At 66.0% G+C, this 17,312-nt stretch carries 12 protein-coding genes; all 12 read right to left on the reverse strand.

Translation table 11 applies throughout. The features are described 5' to 3' along the window. Positions 1 to 266 precede the first annotated feature (266 nt). The 12 genes from ACW9H9_RS23845 to treZ all read right to left on the reverse strand — a co-directional run bounded on the left by ACW9H9_RS23845 (position 267) and on the right by treZ (position 17,309). A complete protein-coding gene (locus tag ACW9H9_RS23845) occupies positions 267 to 1,310 on the reverse strand; it encodes an alpha/beta fold hydrolase (protein WP_457345659.1) in 1,044 nt (347 codons plus the stop codon). A 138-nt stretch (positions 1,311 to 1,448) separates the two neighbouring features. Continuing rightward, the gene (locus ACW9H9_RS23850) at positions 1,449 to 4,025 is read right to left on the reverse strand and encodes an autotransporter family protein (protein WP_457345660.1); all 2,577 of its coding nucleotides are present in this window, start codon (positions 4,023 to 4,025) and stop codon (positions 1,449 to 1,451) included. Positions 4,026 to 4,260: 235 nt separating this feature from the next. Beyond that, positions 4,261 to 5,022, reverse strand: a complete 762-nt coding sequence (locus tag ACW9H9_RS23855) for a PIG-L deacetylase family protein (protein ID WP_457345661.1) — start codon at positions 5,020 to 5,022, stop codon at positions 4,261 to 4,263. Between the two features lie 173 nt (positions 5,023 to 5,195). After that, complete coding sequence (locus ACW9H9_RS23860) at positions 5,196 to 5,855, reverse strand: glycosyltransferase (protein ID WP_457345662.1); 660 nt, start codon at positions 5,853 to 5,855, stop codon at positions 5,196 to 5,198. Continuing rightward, on the reverse strand, positions 5,852 to 6,451 hold the full coding sequence (locus ACW9H9_RS23865; protein WP_457345663.1) for a methyltransferase: 600 nt from the start codon (positions 6,449 to 6,451) through the stop codon (positions 5,852 to 5,854). Before ACW9H9_RS23865 ends, ACW9H9_RS23860 begins: the two co-directional genes overlap by 4 nt. Next, a complete protein-coding gene (locus ACW9H9_RS23870) occupies positions 6,448 to 7,206 on the reverse strand; it encodes a PIG-L deacetylase family protein (protein ID WP_457345664.1) in 759 nt (252 codons plus the stop codon). Before ACW9H9_RS23870 ends, ACW9H9_RS23865 begins: the two co-directional genes overlap by 4 nt. After that, positions 7,203 to 8,201 carry an acyl-CoA dehydrogenase family protein gene (locus tag ACW9H9_RS23875; protein WP_457345666.1) on the reverse strand — a complete coding sequence of 333 codons (999 nt, stop codon included), beginning with the start codon at positions 8,199 to 8,201 and terminating at the stop codon, positions 7,203 to 7,205. Before ACW9H9_RS23875 ends, ACW9H9_RS23870 begins: the two co-directional genes overlap by 4 nt. A gap of 1 nt (position 8,202) precedes the next feature. Then, positions 8,203 to 10,350 carry a glycogen debranching protein GlgX gene (gene glgX, locus ACW9H9_RS23880; RefSeq protein ID WP_457345667.1) on the reverse strand — a complete coding sequence of 716 codons (2,148 nt, stop codon included), beginning with the start codon at positions 10,348 to 10,350 and terminating at the stop codon, positions 8,203 to 8,205. 134 nt (positions 10,351 to 10,484) lie between these two features. Further along, positions 10,485 to 10,715: a DUF2934 domain-containing protein gene (locus ACW9H9_RS23885; RefSeq protein WP_457345668.1), complete on the reverse strand. Its 231-nt coding sequence runs from the start codon at positions 10,713 to 10,715 to the stop codon at positions 10,485 to 10,487. Between the two features lie 23 nt (positions 10,716 to 10,738). Further along, entirely contained in the window at positions 10,739 to 13,480 is a 2,742-nt protein-coding gene (locus ACW9H9_RS23890) for a malto-oligosyltrehalose synthase (protein ID WP_457345669.1), read from the reverse strand. Then, positions 13,477 to 15,561, reverse strand: a complete 2,085-nt coding sequence (gene malQ / locus ACW9H9_RS23895) for a 4-alpha-glucanotransferase (RefSeq protein ID WP_457345671.1) — start codon at positions 15,559 to 15,561, stop codon at positions 13,477 to 13,479. Before malQ ends, ACW9H9_RS23890 begins: the two co-directional genes overlap by 4 nt. Then, positions 15,558 to 17,309, reverse strand: coding sequence for a malto-oligosyltrehalose trehalohydrolase (treZ, locus tag ACW9H9_RS23900; RefSeq protein WP_457345672.1), 1,752 nt, complete (start codon positions 17,307 to 17,309; stop codon positions 15,558 to 15,560). The genes malQ and treZ overlap by 4 nt, the downstream gene beginning before the upstream one ends. Positions 17,310 to 17,312: the final 3 nt, after the last annotated feature.

Consider the following 17,312-nt stretch of genomic DNA (forward strand, 5'->3'; position numbering starts at 1 on the left):
ACGTTTGAAGTGTAGACGAATTACTCAGAAATTTATTTCGCGAACAGCACACTAGCCAGGAACGTCGACCTCTTATTGATTTGGCTAAGCGTCTATCTTGGCGACGGCGCCCCCCTTGGGCATCTTTGGGGGCCGTCCGAAATCGCTGCCCCCTTACCTTGCGACACCTGACACGCTCCTGCGCGAGGTTCATCTAACGGACAACGGCGTACCTGCAGTCACAGGTACGCCATCGCTTCAGGTTCGGGCGGGCAGGGGTTTGTAAGTTACAAGTGATCCGCATCCACAATCGCCTTGGCAAACGCCTGTGGCGCTTCCTGCGGCAGGTTGTGGCCAATGCCGCCGCTGATCAGCCGGAACTCGTATTTGCCGGTGAAGCGCTTGGCGTAGTCCTCGGGCTGGGGGTGGGGGGCGCCGTTGGCGTCGCCTTCAAGGGTGATGGTCGGCACGCCGATGGACGGCGCGGTGGCCAGTTTTTGTTCCAGCGGGTCGTAGCGGGTTTCGCCCTGGACCAGGCCCAGGCGCCAGCGGTAGTTGAAGATCGAGATGGCGACGTGGTCGGGGTTGTCCAGGCCTTTGGCGCTGCGGTCGAAGGTGGCGTCGTCGAAGGCCCATTGGGGCGAGGCGATTTGCCAGATCAGCTTGGCGAAGTCGTGGGTGTTTTTGGCGTAGCCGGCGGCGCCGCGGTCGGTGGCGAAGTAGAACTGATACCACCATTGCAACTCGGCCTTGGGCGGCAGCGGGTTTTTGCCGGCGGCCTGGTTGCCGATCAGGTAGCCGCTGACCGACACCAGGGCCTTGACCCGCTCCGGCCACAGCGCCGAGACGATGTCGGCCGAGCGGGCGCCCCAGTCGTAGCCGCCGAGCACGGCTTGCTGGATGTGCAGGGCGTCCATGAAGTCGATCACGTCGCTGGCCAGCGCCGCTGGCTGGCCGTTGCGCAGGGTCTGGTCCGACAGGAAGCGGGTGTCGCCATACCCTCGGGCGTAGGGCACCAGTACCCGGTAGCCCTTGGCCGCGAGGAGGGGCGCAACCTCGGCGTAGCTGTCAATGTCGTAGGGCCAGCCGTGCAGCAGGATCACCACCGGGCCCTTGGCCGGGCCGACCTCGGCGTAGGCCACATCCAGCAAACCTGCCTTTACATGTTTGAGCGCGCCAAGCCCTGCGTGTGTGCTGGCGGCCGGGGTCGCTTGCGCCTGGGCGCTGGCCACGCCGACGGCGCCGAACTGCAACAGGGCAAAGGCCAGCAGCGAAGTGCCGAGCAGGTGGCGGGGCTTGAAACCGTGTTTTTGGGGCAATTGTGGGCTCATGGTGGGTCTCCTTCGGCGAGTGGGGTGCCTGGCCTACAGTTGACCGCGGTGCTGTATCCGCTGTGTTTCAAAAAGATCGCCGGGTTAAAGACTGTGTATCGCAGTGGCCCCCGGACACACTGCGATACACAAGCGGTGTCAGAACGCGATCCGCACACCCAGCGTGCCTGCGCGGCCGTCCAGTGACTGGCTGTCCAGGTTGCGGTTGTAGCCCACCTGGCCATACAGGCTGACGCCTTCGGCCACCTCCAAGGTGGCGCCGACGTTGAGGTCCAGCGTGGTGGACTTTTGTTCCGTGTCGATGTCGGTCACGTCGTTGAAGATGACCCGCTGGGTGCCCGACGCGGCGTGCCAGACGTTGACCCGCACGTAGGGTTGCAACGGCAGGCCGCTCACCCAGTAATTGCCGCGCAGGCGCACGCCCAGGCGGGTGGTCACTTGCGTGTCGGCGTCGAACGCCACTTTGGAGAGGCCGTCGTGCTGGCTGTCGAACCGGGTGCGGTTGACGATCACCTGGGCTTGCGGCTCCAGCTCCCAGGCCTCGGACACCCGCAGCGGCAGGCCCGCTTCCACTGAGCCCAGCACGTCATGGCCGCGGGTCTTGAGCTTGACGCCCCGGTCGGACTCGCTGGTGCCGTCAAAGCGGGTGCCCATCAGCACCAGGTCGATGTAGCCGCGCTGGGCGCCGATCAGCGTCCAGTACACCCCCAGGCTGTCGCCGCGCAAGGTGGTCTTGCCTGCGTCGCGGTGCTCGAAACCGCCGTTAAACCCGTCGACATTGCCTTTGAGGCGGCCATGGCCGACGAAAAACCCCACCCGCTGGGTGAGCCCGGCCTCGTCGGTCCAGGCGTACAGGTCACTGCCCACCTGGAAACCCGACAATGTGCTGTCCAGCCGTGGGTTGACCGTGCCTGCATACGACTGGCGCGTGCTGGCGCCATACACCCGGCCCCAGCCCGCCGGGAGTGCGCCGCTGCTGCGTTGCTGGCTTTGATCCCCCAGGCGTGTGTGGTAGGTGCCGAGCATGGCCTGCACCATTTGCTGCGCGGCGGGAAACAGCACCGAGTAAACCGGCACCTCGGGACGGTAAATCACGATGGGTTCCGGGCCGGGCGGGGGCAGGGTGGGTGTGTCGGGCGCCGGTTCCGGCAGGGGCACCACCGGCGCTTCGGGGGTGGGCAGCGGCGCCACCGGGACGGTGGAGCGCAAATACCAGTTCTGCTCGGTGCCAGGTGCCACGCCGCCCTTGAACAGGTAGTAATCGAAGGCGCTGGCCGACACCGTCCCCCGCAGGGAAAACGCACCGGCGCTGCTGGTGGCGCCTTGGGTGGCTTGCACCACTTGAATGCCGTCTTGCACGGTCAAGCCGCCCGCACCGCCCAGGTTGGTGATGCTGATGGCGGTGGTGCCTTGCATCACGCCCTGGCTGACCACCAGTTTGTCACTGGGCGAGCCGTCGGCACCGAGGATGCTTTGCAGCGCCAGTGAGGCGTTATTGCCGGTGTAGTTGCCGTTGATGGTCAGGCTGTCGGTGGCGCGGGTGCTGGCGGTGGTCATGTCGATCAGGCCGCTGTTGTTCACCGTGGTCAGTTGCCCTGCGGTAAAGGGGCTGATCACGCCGGTGTCGACCCGCAGCGCACTGGACCCGTCGATGGCCAGGGTGCCCGTGCCGCTGCCCGTGTCGCCCAGCACAAAGGTGCCGCCCAGGGTCAACCGCGAGCCGTTGTCCAGCCGCACGGTTTCCCAGTTGGCGTAGCGCCCGGGCGTGGAGGCCTGGGTGTTGTCGAACGTGAGGGTGTCGTTGCCCACGCCGCCGTCCAGCAAGGGCGTGGTGGACAGCTGCGTGTCGGTCAGGTTTTTGAGCAGTGCGGTGTCGTTGTCGGCGCCCATCAGGATAAAGGCGTGGATTTCACCCGCCGTGTCCCAGGTGAAGTGGTCGTCGCCAAAGCTGGTCAGGATCTGGCCGTTGATGACCCCGCCTCGGACCTCGACGATGTCCGTGCCGCCACTGGTGCTGATGTTGCCGCCGATGGTGCTGGTGCCGGAGATCAGAATGGTGTCGTTGCCAAACCCCGTCACCAGGTTGTTGATGATCCGCCCACCGCGCATGTCGAACAGGTTGTTGTCCAGCTTCATGTCGACCCGGCCAATGGTGCCGCCGGTCATCACGGCCTGGTCGCCGTCTTCAAAGGCGCCGGTGATGGTGCCACCGCTCATGTTGAAAGTGTCCAGGCCATCCCCTTGGGCGAGGGAGGCAATGGTGCCGCCGCTCATGGAGAAACTGTCGATGCCCGCGCCCTGGCTGATGGCGCCTGCCTGTCCACCGCTGATCTGGACCACGTCCATCCCGGCACCCTGGGTGACACTGCCGGTGACGGTGCCCAGGTTCAGCCGGAAGATATTGGCGCCGTCGCCCTGGTTCAGTGCGCCGTTGATGCGTGCGGTGTCTGCATCCATCTGCACCAGGTCGTTGCCGGCGCCGTACAGGATATTGCCGGTAATCACGCCGTTGCCGGCGGCGGGAAAGGTCAGGCTGTTATTGCCGTCAAGGTCGGTGAAACCCGGGGCGCTGGCGCTGTCGCAGGTGTTCTGGTCATCGCCTGCGGTGACGGCGAGGGTGCACGCGGCCTTGACGGTGGGCGGGTCGACCGCCAGCAGGGCCATCGAGGCAATACACACACCCAGGTACTTCAACGGTACGAACGTTGTGCTCATGATGCATCCTCGCGCAAGGGCAGCGCCTGCGGGGCAGGCGACCTTCAGCTCATGGCAACGGATGCACGATACGGGTCAGGAACTACGGGTTGCCTGCGACGCAAATCATTGGCCAATGCAAGGGGTTGGCATGGCTTTCTCGACTGCACCTCAAGCGGTGCAGCACGGTTTGAACCATAACCACAGATTCGGGGGGCGCCACTGTCAGAAATAACAGGTACAGACCAGTTCGGCGTTACACAAACACGATCTCGTAGGGCTCGCGCATGCGCTCCAGCAGCTCTTGCGCCATCATCGGCGCCAGGCCAATCGCCGGGTCGCCGACCAGTTGGCTGGCGTAGGCGTGGGTGGCGTGCAGCTTGCGGGCCACGCTCCAGGTGTCCAGGCGTACCTTGCGCGCCCGTTGCCAGGGGATCACCAAGCCTTCGCGGGCAGGCAGGTGCCAGGCCCAGATCGGCAGTTCGTACAGGTGCGCGCCGCTAAGGGCACAGGCTTTGGCGCTGGCACGACCGACCGCGTCGTGGTCGTCCTTGCCGTCGTTGCGCCAGGTGGTGAACACCACGTCGCCCGGTTGCAGGTAGCGGGCGATGAACTGGCTCAAGGGTTGTTCGTGCGCCGCCAGGGCGTCGTCGGCGAACCCGCCGCGAATCCACTTCAGGCTGTGCAGCGGCACGCCGAGCCGGCGCAGCGCTTCGACGCTTTCCTGGGGGCGCACCACGCTCAGGCGCTTGGCGGGCCACAGGTGGGAGCCCGGGTGGCTGGCGCTGCCGTCGGTGACCGAGATCAGTTGCAAGGGGTAGTCCAGGGTGCTGAGCAATTGCAACAGGCCACCGCACGCCAGGACTTCGTCGCCCGGGTGCGGGGCGATCACCACCACCCGCGTGCCCGCAGGCACCAGGTTGGCGAGGCTGATCGCCGGGACTTTCGATAATTGCGGGGCACTGTTCCAGATTTGCACCGGGCCACGCCGGGCCTCGCTCAGGGGGGCAGGCTTCATGTGTTTCACATCCTTGTTGTGCGGTCATACAAGGCCGTACCCGTGCGTGGGACGACGCTGAGTGGGGCGCAAACACGTTGCGCCGTACCGGCGTTCCAACCCTGGAGTGCCGTGCAAGCGCTGTTGAGCATAGTCAACGATTGGCCCGGGCTGGCCTGCCTGACGGGTTTTTTTTATAACGCGTGCACCAACCCCTTCAAATAATCGCCAAAGCCGCCCTGTGCCCGGCAGTCCAGGCGGGCGCTGGTGATGACCTGCGGCGAATGACTCCAGGCGATGCACGCGCCGCTGCGCTCCAGTTGCAGCACCAGTTGCACATCTTCATGGCAGGCCAGCGGTTCAAAACCACCGGCTTGTATGTAGGCGGCGGCGCTGAACCCCAGGTTGGCCCCATGTATATGACGATGACCGTCACGGGCCTGATAGGCCTGGTGGTAGCGCACCTGCGCCGCCGGGCCGAAGTCTTCGCTCCAGGCGTCCACCGTCACGGTGCCGCACACCGCGTCGGCCTTGAGGGCCAGTTGCGCCACCAGCCAGTCCGGGGCCACGCGGCTGTCGGCGTCGGTGCAGGCGATCCAGCGGGCGCCTTGATTGAGCAAGTGCCGCGTGCCCACGCCGCGCACGTGCCCCACGTTTCGTGCCTGCACGTGCAGGCTGTGCACCTGATAGGCCCGGGTGATCTCGGCGCTGCGGTCGCTGCAACTGTCCAGCACGGCCACGATCACCACGGTTTCGCCCAAGAGGCCCGGGTGGCAGGCGGCGGTCATTGCCGCTTGCAGGCATTCACCCAGCAGCGCTTCTTCGTTGTGCACGGGGATCAAGATGCCGATCATCGCAGCCCCTCCTGCGTTGCGACCGAGGCGTCGTCGCGGCTCCACAGGTCGAGCAGAAAATCGTCGTCATGAACGTGTACCAGGCGCGGCAGGCCCAGCCGTTGGTGCAGCGCGGCATGCACCTGGTCGGCGGTCTGCGGGCAGCCTTCGATCGCCGGGCGCCAATGGCATGCCAGCAACTGGCCGTCCGGGCTCAGTGAGGCCTGCGCCCGCTCGATCAACTGGGCCAGGTCCTGGGCGTCGAGGTAGTAGCCCAGTTCGCTGAGCACGATCAGGTCGAACGACCCGGCGGGCCACTGCGCGGGCAAACGCCATTGCTCGACGCGGGCGTGGGCCACCCCGTGCAGCCGCGCCCGGGCCAGGTCTACCGCCGCCTGCGCGGTGTCACAGCACAGCAGGTGTGCGCAACGGGGCGCCAGGGCGGCACTTAACTCGCCATTGGCGCAGCCGGGCTCGAAGACTGCGCGATACTGCGGCCGCGTCAACACGGCCAGGGTCAGCGCCCGCTTGCGCTGTTCGTACCAGCGTTGGCGAAACGCCCACGGGTCGTCATTGCCTGCAAACAACTGGTCGAAGTAGGGCGTGGTCACGCTCACAGGAACACCACTTCAAAGGGTTGCAGCAGGCGGTCCAGCACGTAGGGCGCCAACACCGGCGGCAGGCCGATCTGCGGGTCGCCTTCCAATTGGCTGGCAAAGGCATGGATGGCATGGCGTTTGCGCGCCACGGCCTCTGGGGTGAGCGGCACTTTGCGCGCACGGTGCCAGGGCACCTGGCGGTCTTCGGGGGTTGCCCAGTGCCAGGTCCACACCGGCAATTCCAGCAGCGTTGCGCCCACCGCCCGTGCGGCTTTGGCGCTGGCACGGCCCACGGCTTCGTGGTCGCAGTGGCCGTCCTCGCGCCAGGTGGTGAACACCACGTCACCGGGCTTGAGGTGGCGCTCGATAAATTGCCCCAAGGCCGCTTCACGGCTGGCCACGCGGCTGTCGGGGAACCCGGCGCGCAGCCATTTGAGGCTGTGTAACGGCAGGCCCAGGCGACGCAGCGCGTGCGCCGATTCTTGCGGGCGCACCACTTGCAGGCGCTCCACCGGCCAGCGACGCGAGCCCGGGTGGCTGGCGCTGCCATCGGTGACCGAGATCAGCAGCAGGGCGCGGCCCAGCTCGGCCAGGCCTTGCAGCAGGCCGCCGCAACCGAGCACTTCGTCGTCCGGGTGCGGCGCGATGATCACCGCGCGATGGCCGTCGGGCACCAGTTGGGCAATGTCCACGCAGGGCAATTGCGCCAAGTGCCATGAGGCCTGCCATTGATGCAGCGACGTGCCCTGGCCAACGATGGGGTTGGGTTTCATAACTGCCACCTCCCTGTGGGGTGTTCGGCCACCTGTTGGCCGAGCGCGGCGAGGTCGCGCTCGGCATGGCTTTGGCGCACGTACACCGGCAAATCGGCGATCAGCCTGGCGAAGTGCGGGTCTTTGCAATAAGGCCCGGCGCCCAAGGCGCGGCCCACGTGGCGGATCACCTGTTCGACGGCTTCTTCGACACAGGCGCGTGCCTGTTGGGCCAGCTCGCGCGCGTCGGCCAAGGGGTGTCGGTCGATCTGCACGGCACTCGCTCGCAGCACACAGGCCGCGCCATGCAAGGCGCTGTCCACCCTGCCCAGGTGCGCGAGGGCATGCGGCTCGCTGCGCTGGGCGCAGTGCTCGCGCAAGGCTTCGGCCAGGCGTTGTGCGCCGCCGTACCAACACGCGGCAATGCCGACCCCGCCGTGCCAGAAGCCCGGCCGGGCAAGGTAGTCGCCGGGGCCGCCCACCGCCCGCCCGCAGGCATTGTCAAACACCACCTCGACGCTGCCGGTGGCGGCCATGCCCACCGCCGCCCAGCCTTCGCGGGTTACCGTCACGCCGGGCTGGTGCATGTCCACCGCCACCAGTTGCTGGCGGTCCTCCTCGTCCCAGGCCGTGAGCAGGCCGTGGCTGACCACCGCCGCCCCCGAACACCAAGCCTTGCGACCGGCCAGCCACAGGCGCTCGCCGTCTCGTCGCACGCGCACCCGCGCCGCTGGCGGTTCCGCTGCCCACATGCCCCAGGTGCTGGCGGCGGGCGGGGTGGGGCCGTCGAGTTCGGCGAGGATCGCCAGTGCGTCGGTGTGGCCCTCGAACAACTTGCACAGGCCCAGGTCAAGCCCGGCCACCTCAGCCAGGCGGCTGAAGCGCTGCAACGTGCGCCCGCCGCCGGGCAACGGCAAGGTTTCCAGGCCTTGCGCTACCAGCGCCCGCAAGGCCACGCCCAAGGCGTGGGTGTCGATGGGGTTCACGGGGTCCTGAAAACCGGCAGGCAGGGCCATTTCACACCTCGTCCTCGTGCTGCAGCTCGAACAGCAGCAGCGAGCGGCCGGTCACGGCGTATTCGTGATCGAAGTCGAAGCGCTCCTGGCCCCGCACGGTCGGCTGGTTGGTGTCGAGCAGGCAGGTCCAGAACCCGCCTTCGGGCACCGGCGGCAGGCGGAAGTTGACCATGTCGTGATGCGCATTCACCACCAGCAACAGGGTGGCGTCGGCGCCCGGGCGGCGAATCCCGGTTTCCTGGGCGCGGCCATCCATCAGCATGCCCAGGCACCGGCCATGGCTGTCTTGCCATTGTTCGGTGCTCATTTCGTGGCCGTCGGGCGCCAGCCACGTCACGTCCTTGACGCCGATGTCTTCGTTGTAGTCGCCCACCAAAAAGCGCCCGCGTCGCAGAATCGGGTAGGCCAGGCGCAGCTTGATCAGGCGCTTGACGAACTTGAGCAGCGACTTGCCGTCTTCGTCCAGCGCCCAGTTGATCCAGCCGATCTCGCTGTCTTGGCAATAGGCGTTGTTGTTGCCGTGCTGGGTGCGGGCGAACTCGTCACCGGCCACCATCATCGGCGTGCCCTGGGCCAGCAGCAGGGTGGCGAAGAAGTTGCGCATCTGGCGCAGCCGCAGCACGTTGATCTGCGGGTCGTCGGTAGGGCCCTCGACGCCATGGTTCCAGGACAGGTTGTTGTTGCTGCCGTCCTGGTTGTTTTCGTCGTTGGCTTCGTTGTGCTTGTCGTTGTAGGACACCAGGTCATGCAGGGTGAAGCCATCGTGGGCGGTGATGAAGTTGACCGAGCTGTAGGGCCTGCGGCCGCGCTGGTTGAACATCTCGCCGGAGGCGGTCATGCGCCCGGCAAAGTCGGCCAGTTGGCCGTCGTCGCCTTTCCAGAATGCCCGCACGGTGTCGCGGAAACGGTCGTTCCATTCCACCCAGCCTGGCGGGAAGCCGCCCACCTGGTAGCCACCGGGGCCGCAGTCCCAGGGCTCGGCGATCATTTTTACCTGGCGCAGCACCGGGTCCTGGCGGCAGGCCACGAGAAAACTGTGGCGCTCGTCAAAGCCCTCGCGGTAACGCCCCAGGATGGTCGCCAGGTCAAAGCGGAAGCCGTCCACGTGCATCTCGCTGGCCCAGTAACGCAGCGAATCGGTGACCATTTGCAGCACGCACGGGTGGCTTAGGTCCAGGGTGTTGCCGGTGCCGGAGTCGTTGATGTAGTAGCGCTTGTCGTCGGGCATCAGGCGGTAGTAGGAGGCGTTGTCGATGCCGCGCATCGACAGGGTGGGGCCTTGCTCGTTGCCTTCGGCGGTGTGGTTGTAGACCACGTCCAGGATCACTTCCAGCTTGGCTTCGTGCAGGTGCGCGACCATCTCCTTGAACTCGGCGATTTTGCCGCTGGCCAGGTAGCGCGGGTCGGGGGCAAAAAACGCGATGCTGTTGTAGCCCCAATAGTTGGTCATGCCTTTTTGCAGCAGGTGCTGGTCGTTGACAAAGGCGTGCACCGGCAACAGTTCCACCGAGGACACGCCCAGTTGGCGCACGTGCTTGAGCACGTCGTCGACCATCAGCCCGGCGCAGGTGCCGCGCACGTTGTCGGGCACCGACGGGTGGCGCATGGTGAAGCCGCGCAAGTGGGTTTCGTAGATGATCGTGCGGTCCCACGGCACCCGCACCGGCTGGTCGTTGCCCCAGGTGTGGGCGGGGTCGATGATCTTGCACTTGGGCACGAAGGGCGCGCTGTCGCGCTCGTCAAAGCTCAGGTCGGCATCGGGGTGGCCGATGGTGTAGCCAAACAGCGCTTCAGACCATTTGAGTTCGCCCACCAGCTGTTTGGCGTAGGGGTCGATCAGCAATTTGTTGGGGTTGAAGCGGTGACCGTTTGCCGGGTCATACGGGCCGTGCACGCGGTAGCCGTAGATCAGCCCGGGGTGGGCGTCGGGCAGGTAGCCGTGGAAGGTTTCGTCGGTGTATTCGGGCAGTTCGATGCGTTCGAGCTCGACTTCGCCCGTGTCGTCAAAAATACACAGCTCGACTTTGGTGGCGTTGGCGGAAAACAGGGCGAAGTTGACCCCCAGCCCGTCCCAGGTGGCACCGAGGGGGAAGGGCAGGCCTTCACGAATGCGCGAGGGTTCGTGCTCGGTCTTGTCTGTTTTACTCATTTAAAGCGCTCCTGCAATGACGTTTTCCGGGCCGAACGAGGCCATGCCGACGCGGGGTCGGGTTAAATAAAGGTTCACGTTGAAAAGCACAGGGTCGGTGCGCGCAGGCACACCTGCACCCACCCCCCGCAAGGTCAGCTGGCGGGCTTGCGCGGCGCTCGGGGCTTTTTCTCTGCCGCAGGCTTTGCCGGGGCGGCTTTGGGTTTGGGCGGTGTTTTCGGCTTGGGTTTGCTGGGCGTCAAGGCTTCGGCTTCGGCCAGCTTGCGGGCCATTTCCCAATGACGCGCCTCCTGGCCCTCGGGTTTGCCCTCGGACTCCCAGATCTGATACGCGAATTCACGGACGCGCTTGTCTTCGGTACTCATCGCCATGCTCCTCAGAGGAAATTTCAGCTTTCTTGATCATCAGAATCGATAAAGACATTGACCGGGAAATGCTCCAGGGCAGCGCTGACCAACAGCTCCTTGTCTGGTGTGACTGCGCCTGTTCGCAAAAGTCCCTTCCAGTTTTGCTGTGGCGCGGCGAACGGTAATTGCACGCGGGTATCGCCCCAAACCGGCGCGGGGATATGGGGACGCTCACCGTTTTCAAGCAGTGCCTGGGGCCAGCGCGGCACCACCACCACCAGCTGTGTTCCCTGATAGTGCCGACAGAAAGCAACCACCCGGTCGGCGTGCGCACCGATCACGTCCAGGGGCTGATACGTGCCTTCGCTAAACAGCCGGGGATGGCGTTTGCGCAGGTTCAGCACCTGGGCGATCAAGGCTTGCTTGATGTGCCCGTTCCGCCAGTTGACCACCAACGCGTCTACGTCCGGCGGGGTGTCCAGCGCCTGTTGCCGGGCGGTGTAATCCACGGGGCGACGGTTGTCCGGGTCGACCAGGCTGAAGTCCCAGAACTCATCGCCCTGGTACAGGTCGGGTACACCTGGCACGGTCATGCGCAGCAAGGTTTGAGCCAGGCTGTTGACGGCACCGGCTGGGGCGATGCGCTGCGCGGCGGTGGCGATGGCATGGCGCAGCGGCGCGCCGGTGTCTTCCAGCAACAGCCTGTGTAGAAACGCCTCGACGCCTTGCTCGTATTGCGCGTTGGGCGCGCTCCAGCTGCTGTGCAACTTGGCCTCGCGCAGGGCTTTCTGTTGCCATTGCCAGAGGCGTGGGTGGTAGTCGGCGGTGGGTTCGTCTGCAACGGACCAACTGCCCAGCAGCACTTGATAAAGGATCAGTTCGTCGCCCGCTGACGGTGTGTCGGCATCGGTGCGCAGTGGCTGGGCCAGCGCGCGCCAATGGTCGACCTGGGCCGCGAAGGCCTCGGCGCATTCGCTCAGCACGGCCAGGCGGGCGCGGCTGTCTTCGCCGCGCTTGTGGTCGTGGGTGGCTGTGGCCAAGAGGTTATCGGGGAAGGTGTGCAGGCGCTGCGTATTGGCGCCATGAAAGTCTGCCAGCGGGGCGCTGAACTGTTCGGTGCTGAACCCCACGTCGTTGCGCGACAGCAGCACCGCCGAGCGATAAAACGCGGTGTCTTCCACCGCCTTGGCGGCGGCCGGTGAGGTCAGTTGCTGGAAGCGCACGCACGCATGCTTGAGCAGTTTGCGCGCCTGGCCCGGCGGGAGGGTTCGCCAGGCTTGACCGCCGAGCCATTGCCCCAGGCAGTCGAGCACCGGCCAGTCGGCCTCGCTCAAGGTGTCGCGGGCGCCGCTCATGGCGTGTTGGAAGAAGACATCGTCGTGGGCACTGCGGCCCCGCGCACTGATGTAGGTGCGGTACACCGGAAAATGCACCACCAGGGCCTGCAAGGCGCGGCGAATCGCGCCCAGGGTCAGGTCGCGGCTCATCACGTCCCCGCGGGCCACCTGCAACAGGGCCTGGGCCACGCTTTCAAAATCACCGGCAAGCGACCCGTTGAGGATCTGCTGGCGGGCCAACCGGGCTTCCTCGATAAACGCGGCGGGGCGCCCGGTGTGGCGTGTCCACAGCGCGGCCAGCGGAGCCAGGCCTGCGGGGTGGTGCTGCAACAACGACAGTTGGTTCATGAATTCGTAGCCGGTGGTGCCGTCGACTTGCCAGTCTTCGCGCAGGGTTTCACCGTCGCCGAGGATTTTTTCGACAAAGATCGGCAGGTGCCGCCCGGGCGCCAGGGCGTCGACCCGGCGCCGCAGTTTGCGGCAATAACCCCTCGGGTCGGCCAGGCCGTCGATGTGGTCGATGCGCAGGCCGTCCACCAGGCCTTCACTGATCAGCTGGAAGATTTTGCCGTGGGTGGCTTCAAACACCGCCGAGCGTTCGACGCGCAGGCCGCCCAGTTCGTTGACATCGAAAAACCGCCGCCAGTTGATGTCGTCCGCCGCGGTGCGCCAACTGGCCAGGCGGTAGGTTTGTTGCTCCAGCAGGTGATGCAGGCGCTGGAAGCCTTCAGGGGTTTGGGCGTCGAACGTGCGCAAATGGTGTTCGATGGCCTGGCGTGTGTCCGGGTTGCGGGCGGCGTCGGCCAATGCCTGTTTCAAGGCGTGGGCGCGGGTGTGGGCGTCGTCCTGGTAGGCGAGTTGGGCGAAGGGATCGGCCAGTTCCTTGAAGGGCAACAGGTCGCCGTAGTCGCGCGGGCACACCGGAAAACGGTGCGCGTAGTGCTCCACATAAAAGCTGCCCTGGTCGGCGTCAAAGCGCAGCGGCAGGTGGCCCGATTGCAGCGCCTCGCCGTAGTCGCTGCCCAGAAACGGCATCAACAGTTGGCCTTTGAGCAGCGGGTCGGGCGAGTGCCACTGGATGTCGAAAAATTCGCTGTAGGGGCTCAAGCGGCCCCACTCGAGCAGGTCCAGCCACCAGGGGTTGTCGGCGCCGCCGACCGCCATGTGGTTAGAGACGATGTCGAGAATCAGCCCCATGCCGTGTTCGCGCAGCGCCGCCACCAACCGGCGCAGCGCCTGTTCGCCGCCCAGTTCCGGGTTGACGCGGGTGGGGTCGACCACGTCGTAGCCGTGCAGGGAACCTGCGCGTGCGCAGAGCAACGGCGAGGCGTACAGGTGGCTGATGCCCAGCCGGGCGAAATACGGCACCAGCGGCACCGCGTCGTTCAGGGTGAAGCCTTTATGAAATTGCAGGCGCTGGGTGGCCCGTAGCGTGGGCGCGTTCATCGGTCACGCTCGTGCGCTTGCAGGCGCGCAACTGCCAGCAGTTCCAGGCGGCGTGCGGCGTTCGCATCGTCCAGCAGGCTGCTGGCCTGGCCCGGCAAGCGGCGCCGCCAGTTGGGGTGGGTGTCGGTGGTGCCGGGCAGGTTGGGCTGTTCTTCGCTGCCCAGCGCATCTTCCAGCGGCAGCAGCACCAGCGGCGCGCGCGTGTGGCCCAGGTAACGCACGCTGGCGTCGATCACGTGGTCGGTTTCGTTGCGCACTTCGTCGGTGAAGTTTTGCGGGTCCTGGCTTAACGCCTGGCGCAGGGACTGGCGCTCGCGCTGGCGGTGTTCGCTCCAGTGCTCCACGGTGGGGGTGTCGATCAGGCCCAGCTGGATGTTCCAGTCGATATCGCGGCTGTGCCACCAGCCGTTGAGGGTGGGCAGGTCGTGGGTGCTGGTGGTGGCCAGTGCGTTGTCGGGCCAGTCGAGGATCGGCTTGAAGCGGCCTTCGTAATCCTGTTCAAACAGCAACACGCGCATGCCCAGGATCGAGCGGGCGCTGAGTTTTTCCCGCAGGCCATCGGGCACGGTGCCCAGGTCTTCGCCGAGGACGATGGCCTGGTGGCGGCTCGATTCCAGCGTAAGCAGGCGCAGCAAGTCGTCCACGGGGTAATACAGGTAGGCGCCGTCTTTGGGGGCGGCGTCCATGGGGATCACCCACAAGCGCTGCAGGCCCATGACATGGTCGATGCGCAGCCCGCCAGCGTGGGCGAAGTTGGCGCGCAGCATCTGGATGAACGCACGAAAGCCGTTGCGCTTGAGGCCTTCGGGGGAAAACGCGGAAATCCCCCAGCCTTGGCCCGAGCGGTTGAGGATGTCGGGCGGTGCGCCCACGGTCAGCTCGGCGAGCAGTTCATCCTGAAAACTCCAGGCCTGGCTGCCGCCGCCATCGGCGCCCACCGCCAGGTCGGCGATCAGTCCTACGCCCATGCCACTGCCGCGTGCGGCCTGTTGCGCACGCGCCAGGCAGCGGGCGATCAGCCATTGGCTGAAGGCATAAAAGCCGATTTCGTCGACGTGTTCTTCGGCAAACTGCGCCAGCGCCGGGCTATGGGGCGTGCGCCATGCATCGGGCCAGTGGCGCCAATCAAGGCTTTCGCCGTCGGCGGCGCGCTGGGCTTGCAGCGCTTCGAACCGGCAGTGGTTTTCCAGGGCTTCGCCGCCGGATTGGCGAAAGCTCAGGAAGTCGGCGTATTGCGGGTGGTTGCCCTGGCGGAAGTCGTCGTACAGCGTGCGCAGCAGGCGCTGCTTGGCTTTGGCGGCAGCGGGCCAGTCGATCAGGCTTTGTTGCTCGAGGTCTTGCAGCTCCGTGGCCAGGCCGCTGGTGTCGAGGGCGGCGCGCACGGTGCCGTCCCCCAGGATGCAGCCCGGGGAGGCATACAGGCTGTTGAGAAACAGCCGGCTCGACGGCGAATACGGGCTGTAGCGCTGGGTGTCGGCACTGAACATGGCGTGCATCGGGCTGATGGCAAAGGCGTCGGCGCCGCGTTCGGCGGCGGCGCGGGCCAGTTGCTCCAGCGCCTGGGTGTCGCCAAAACCGCAGTCGCCGGGGCGGCGCAGTGAATAGAGTTGGGCGCTCAGGCCCCAGGCGCGAGCGGTTTGGGTGTCTACCGCTTCGGCCACGCTGTAGCAGCGGGCGGGCGCCACGGCGAGGGTGAACTGTTGACCGGCGATGTGCACCTGTTGGTAGCCCACCGGCAGCGAGCCGGGCAGGTTGGCCTGATCGTCCAGGGTCAGCTCAAGCGTGCTGCCGTCTTCCAGGCGCGCCTGGCATGGGGTACCGGGCGCGAAGTAACGGGCCAGGTCCAGGGGGCTGCCGCTGTCGACGGTCATCAAGGGCGGCAAGTGTTTGTCCTGCTGGATTTGCTCCAGTGCCTGCAAGCTGGCCTCGATGGCGGCGTCGCTGTCGGCCGGGTGACCCAGGCCTTTGAGCACGGCACGCAGGGCATCGGGCTGTACGTGTTGCGGGCGGCCGTTGGCGTCGATCCAATCAACGGCCAAGCCCGCTCGGCTGGCGAGTATTTCCAATTGCGCGTCGCTCAAGGGTGCTCTCCAACAGGGGAATGGGTCAGGCTGACACGGGCGCTGGCGGGCGGCAGGTGCACGTCCCCCGCGCCGTGGGTCATGAAAATGAAGGGGCCCGTGGCCGGGTGCTGCACGGGGTCGGCGCCCAGGTTCAGGTCGATTTGCAGCACCTGGCCGTTGCCCAGGCGCCAGCGTGCCGACACCGCGCCGGGGGCCAATACCTGCGCGCCCAACGCTACGCTTGCAGGCAGGTGCGGCACGAGGTGCTGGTGGCGCAGGCTCAGCAGTTGGCGATACAGCCCGGCATCGTTGCAATCGGTAAGGCCGGGCATGGAGCGCCGAAAGGTTTGCAGCGCGTTGGGGTCCGGGATCTGTTCGCGCCGGTGCGGGTCTTTAAAGGCGGCAAACTCGGCGAACTCGTTGCGCCGGCCTTCGCGGACCGCCTCGGCCAGTTCGCCGGGGTGGTCGGTAAAGAACAGAAACGGCGCTTGGGCGTTGATTTCATCGCCCATGAACATCAATGGGATCATCGGCGACAGCAGTAGCAGCGCAGTCGCCGCCTGCAGCGCCTGGGGCGAGCACAGCTGGTGCAGGCGCTCGCCCAGGGCGCGGTTGCCGATCTGGTCATGGTTTTGCAGGAACAGCACGAACGCGCTGGGCGGCAGGTGGCCGCTGGGTTCGCCCCGGGGCTTGCCGTGCCGGGTGGGCTGGCCTTGATAGATGAACCCTTCGCTCAGGCAACGGGCCAGTTTGGCTGTAGGGTCGCTGGCGAAGTCGGCGTAGTAGGCGTCGGTTTCGCCCGTGAGCAACACGTGCAGGGCGTTGTGGCCGTCGTCGTTCCATTGCGCGTCGAAGTCGTGCTCCAGCAGGTTGGCCTGGTTGAATTCGTTCTCGAGGATCAGCCACACGTGGCGGTCTGGGTCCACCTGCTGGCGGATGCCCTGTGCCAGTGCCTTGAGAAACCCCGGGTTGTCGATGGCGTGCACGGCGTCCAGGCGCAGGCCGTCGAAGCGGTATTCGAGCAGCCACATCAGGGCGTTATCGAGGAAGAAGTCACGCACTTGCGGGCGGTCAAAATCGATGCCAGCGCCCCAGGGCGTGTGTACGTCTTCGCGAAAGAAACCCTTGGCGTAGTGGCCCAGGTAATTGCCGTCCGGGCCGAAGTGGTTGTAGACCACATCCAGGATCACCGCGATGCCGTGGTGGTGGGCGCTGTCGATCAGTTGCTTCAACTGTTCCGGCGTGCCGTAGGCCGCGTGCGGCGCGTACGGCAATACGCCGTCATAGCCCCAATTGCGCTCGCCGGGAAACTGCGCGAGCGGCATCAGTTCGATCGCGGTGATGCCCAGCTCCGCCAGGCGCGGCAGTTGCGCCTCGACATCGGCGTAGCCCCCCAGCGCCCCCACGTGCAGTTCGTAGATCACCGCCTCATGCCAAGGCCGGCCTTGCCACTGGCGGTGTCGCCAGGTGTAGGCCAGCGGATCAACTACCACGCTCAAGCCATGCACATCGGTGTGCTGCGCCCGGGAGGCCGGGTCGGGCACCTCCCGTTCACCGTCGATGTTGTAGCGGTAGCGCGTGCCCGGCGGGCAGCGCAGCTGCACCACAAACCAGCCATCGGCCTGGGGCAGCATGGCCGCCGAGCGGCCATCTTCACATTCGACGCTGACGTAAAACGCGTCGGGGGCCCACAAGGCAAAACGCGTGTGGTGCGCGTCCAGCATGATTGCGCCGTGGGCCCAGTTTTGTTCTGTCCGTGACGGCATTTA

This window comes from Pseudomonas sp. SDO5215_S409, from assembly GCF_054071325.1.